The sequence below is a fragment of the Pseudomonas sp. RL_105y_Pfl2_101 genome (assembly GCF_963970585.1).
Classification (GTDB): Bacteria; Pseudomonadota; Gammaproteobacteria; order Pseudomonadales; family Pseudomonadaceae; genus Aquipseudomonas.
Window position 1 is genome coordinate 1 of the sequence record NZ_CAXAPG010000087.1, and the last position, 3,397, is coordinate 3,397.

At 53.0% G+C, this 3,397-nt stretch carries 2 protein-coding genes and 1 pseudogene; all 3 read left to right on the plus strand.

Annotated features, from left to right (window positions below; translation table 11 throughout):
- The first annotated feature begins 249 nt into the window (after window positions 1–249).
- Window positions 250–1,353: a polyamine ABC transporter substrate-binding protein gene (locus AACY31_RS28335; protein ID WP_339481157.1), complete on the plus strand. Its 1,104-nt coding sequence runs from the start codon at window positions 250–252 to the stop codon at window positions 1,351–1,353.
- Between the two features lie 150 nt (window positions 1,354–1,503).
- The gene (gene tssI / locus AACY31_RS28340) at window positions 1,504–2,820 is read left to right on the plus strand and encodes a type VI secretion system tip protein TssI/VgrG (protein WP_339481155.1); all 1,317 of its coding nucleotides are present in this window, start codon (window positions 1,504–1,506) and stop codon (window positions 2,818–2,820) included.
- Window positions 2,821–2,882: 62 nt separating this feature from the next.
- Window positions 2,883–3,269, plus strand: a pseudogene (locus tag AACY31_RS28345) (nucleotidyltransferase domain-containing protein); the annotation flags it as partial.
- Window positions 3,270–3,397 lie beyond the last annotated feature (128 nt).

Sequence of the window (3,397 nt, forward strand, 5' to 3'; positions counted from 1 at the left end):
CGCCTTGCTGCGCCCGGAAGGGCTGAAAAATGAAGAAAATGGATCAAATTTCGACGCGGGTCGTTTTTTGAAAAGTACTGACGGCTCGATAGCCGGAAAACATCCGGCTATTTCAGACCATCCTTAGGGTTAGGGATTGACAGGTCAAAGGTAAGTATTCGTGGGTATTTACTATCCGGTAACACCCGGTATATTAACTGCCAGGTTTACGATGGCCATGAGGGCATATCGTCTTGACAAGGATGTTGCATGAGAAAGTCACATTTGCGAACCATTTTTTCCGCCTCGCTTCTCTGTGCAGGGATAAGCACATCAGTGGCGGCTGCAGAGCCCGAGATGTATCTGTATAACTGGTTCGGGTTGCTCGCACCGGAGACGCCAAAGGAGTTCGAGCAGGAAACTGGTACGAGCGTGCATATGGACGCGTTCGACAGCGCCGAAATCATGCAGAGCAAAGTCATGGCTGGGCGCACCGGGTATGACGTGGTTGTGGCGACCTCCAATGTGTTGCCCAGCCTGATCCAGGCGGGAGTCCTTCAGCCGTTGGATCGTAGTCAACTGAGTAACTTTTCACACATCGATCCTGATCTCTTGTCCCAGCTCGCGGTCAATGACCCTGGTAATCGCTACGCTGTGCCCTATCTATGGGGCACTACCGGCATTGGTTATGACGTTGACAAAGTCAGGGGTGCGCTGGGTGATAGTGCTCCGGTGAATAGCTGGGACCTGATCTTCAAAGAAGAAAACATCAGTAAGCTCCAGTCGTGTGGTGTGGCAATGCTTGACTCTCCAAGTGAGATCATTTCGATTGCTTTGAACTACCTTGGCCTCCCTAGCAACAGCAAGAACCCGGATGATTACCAGAAAGCCCAAGCCTTGCTGTTGAAAATCCGCCCTTATGTCCTCTATTTCGACTCCTCCAGAATCGACGCTGACCTGGCTGACGGCAATATTTGTGCAGTTGTCGGATGGGCTAATGGTGCCCTTGCCGCACAGGCCATCAACGAGAAGGCCAATACTGGACGCAAGATTGCCTACAGCCTTCCTCGCGAAGGAGCGCTGGCCTGGTCGGAGAATTTGGTCCTGCTAAAAGATGCTCCCCACCCCAAAGAAGGCCTGGCGTTCATTAATTATATGATGCGACCAGAAGTTATTGCCAAGACCTCAAACCACACGCTATACCCTAACGCCAATAAGGATGCTGCTGAGTTCGTCGAGCAGAAGCTGCGAGACAACCCTTGGATTTATCCAGACAAAAAAACTGTCGCAACACTTATTCCACTTGAACCACTGCCATTGAAGTTGGAGCGGATCCGCACGCGGATCTGGACCAAAGTGAAGAGTGGTGTGTGATCTGACTTGAGCTGTCTGTCTGGAAAGTAAGACGCAAACACCAATATACAGGGGCGCTGGGCGGGTGGGTTATACCTGTTTATTCATCAGTCCAGCATTACCTGGAGTTTTTCGGTTCATTGCGCCGACTATGTAAAAAGAGAACAGCGGATGTTCAATCCAACCAATCAAACGCACTTCAGTTTGACAATCGACGGTTTTGAGCAAGCTTTTCAAGTGCTCGCATTCACTGGGAAGGAGGCTATCAGCAGGCCTTATTTCTTTAGCGTGGAGTTTGTTAGCGAGCAGCCTGACCTGGATCTCGACAGCCTCTTCGACGTAGAGGCTTTTCTGACCTTCGACTCGAAGGGCAACGGCATTCATGGGCGGGTCTACCACATCGCTCAAAGCAGCAACGGTCAGCGTTTGACGCTGGCCCTCGTACCGCACCTGTCCTACTTGCGCCACCGCATCAACCATCGGATCTATCAACAGTTCTCGGTGCCGAGAATCGTTGCCTTGGTACTGGAAGAGCACGGTATTCTGGGCGACGCCTATCGGTTTCATCTAGAGGCGACCTATCCCGAGCGTGACTACTGCACCCAGTACGACGAAACGGATTTGCACTTTATTCAGCGCTTGTGCGAAGAAGAGGGTATCCACTTTCACTTTCAGCACAGTGCTCAAGGCCACGTGCTGGTGTTTGGCGATGATCAGTCGGCTTTCCCTCGGGTTGGGCAACCCACCGCTTATAAGCATGAGCGCGATAGGGTGGCCAACGAGCCACTGATCAAACGCATCAACTTGCGTTTGGGACAGCTCACCAGTCGTATCTCGCACCGCAATAATTCCGAGCAACAGCTGGACATTGAAAAAGATGACAGGCCGGAGCGTTTGACCGGTCATGAGCACGGCAAACAGATACGTCTTCGTACTATGGAGCGCCGCCATGCGGCCTATCGACAAGCTGAGGGGCAAAGTGACCAGACTCGGTTAGTCAGCGGGCATGTGCTGGAAATCTCAGGCCATCCGCGCCAAGATTGGAACACCCTATGGCTACTGACCCAGGTCATCCACGAAGGCCGGCAACCACAGGAATGGGGTGAGAACGTCGCCAGTGACCACACTGGGAGCGAAGATGGCTTTCATCAGGGTTACCGCAACCGCTTTATCGTTCTTCCGTGGGATGTTTCCTATCGTCCGCCGTTGGCTCACAAGAAACCTCTGGTGCCAAGCCTCCAGAGCGCTGTAGTCGTCGCTCTAGAAGACGAGGGGAGCCAGAGTGATCGGCGCTTCGGGCGGATCAAGGTCAAGTTCCCCTGGGACCGCGAAGATAGATTTGACGACAAGAGTCGTTGTTGGCTAAAGGCGGCCTCCGATTGGCGTTGTGAGATTGGGCCGCCCCGGACGGGCATGGAAGTCGTGGTCACATTTCTCGAAAACGACCCCGATAAGCCGGTGGTCAGCGGTTGTTTGTGTTGTCGGTAAGGGGGGCTAGCCGTTCACACTATTAGTTCTGCTATCTCGGAACACAGCTCACGGAAGGCTTCATGGAGCAACTCCATCCTCGTGGCATCGACGCAGACGGTTATATCCTCTCCGTGTCCAACGTCGAGATACAGCCTCAGTTTCAAGATTTACTGGTGGACGTTTGCATGACACTCACTCGGTCGGAACCTCTGCTGGACGGCATTTATATTTATGGCAGTGTCGCCAGAGGCGACGCCGTACCGGGAGTTTCCGACCTAGACCTAACCCTTGTTCTACACAGCCCTCCTGCATTGCAGGATCTGGAAATGCTCGAGTCGAAAAAGCGCACGCTGGAAAGTCGGCATAACGAAGTCACGAAGATCGATTTCGACATCGGCAGTTGTTTTGAAGTGTTGGCGGCTGACAATCGAATGAGCTGGGGTTATTGGCTCAAGCATCGCTGTCGTTTGCGGATTCCACGACACTTGGACACTCAGCCCACGATCATTTGGACACTCATTCCACGCTCACTTGGACAGGCAGTCGGAGCGCAGCGACGCAGGTTCGCATTGTTAGTCTGAAGTCCCGGTTGCAG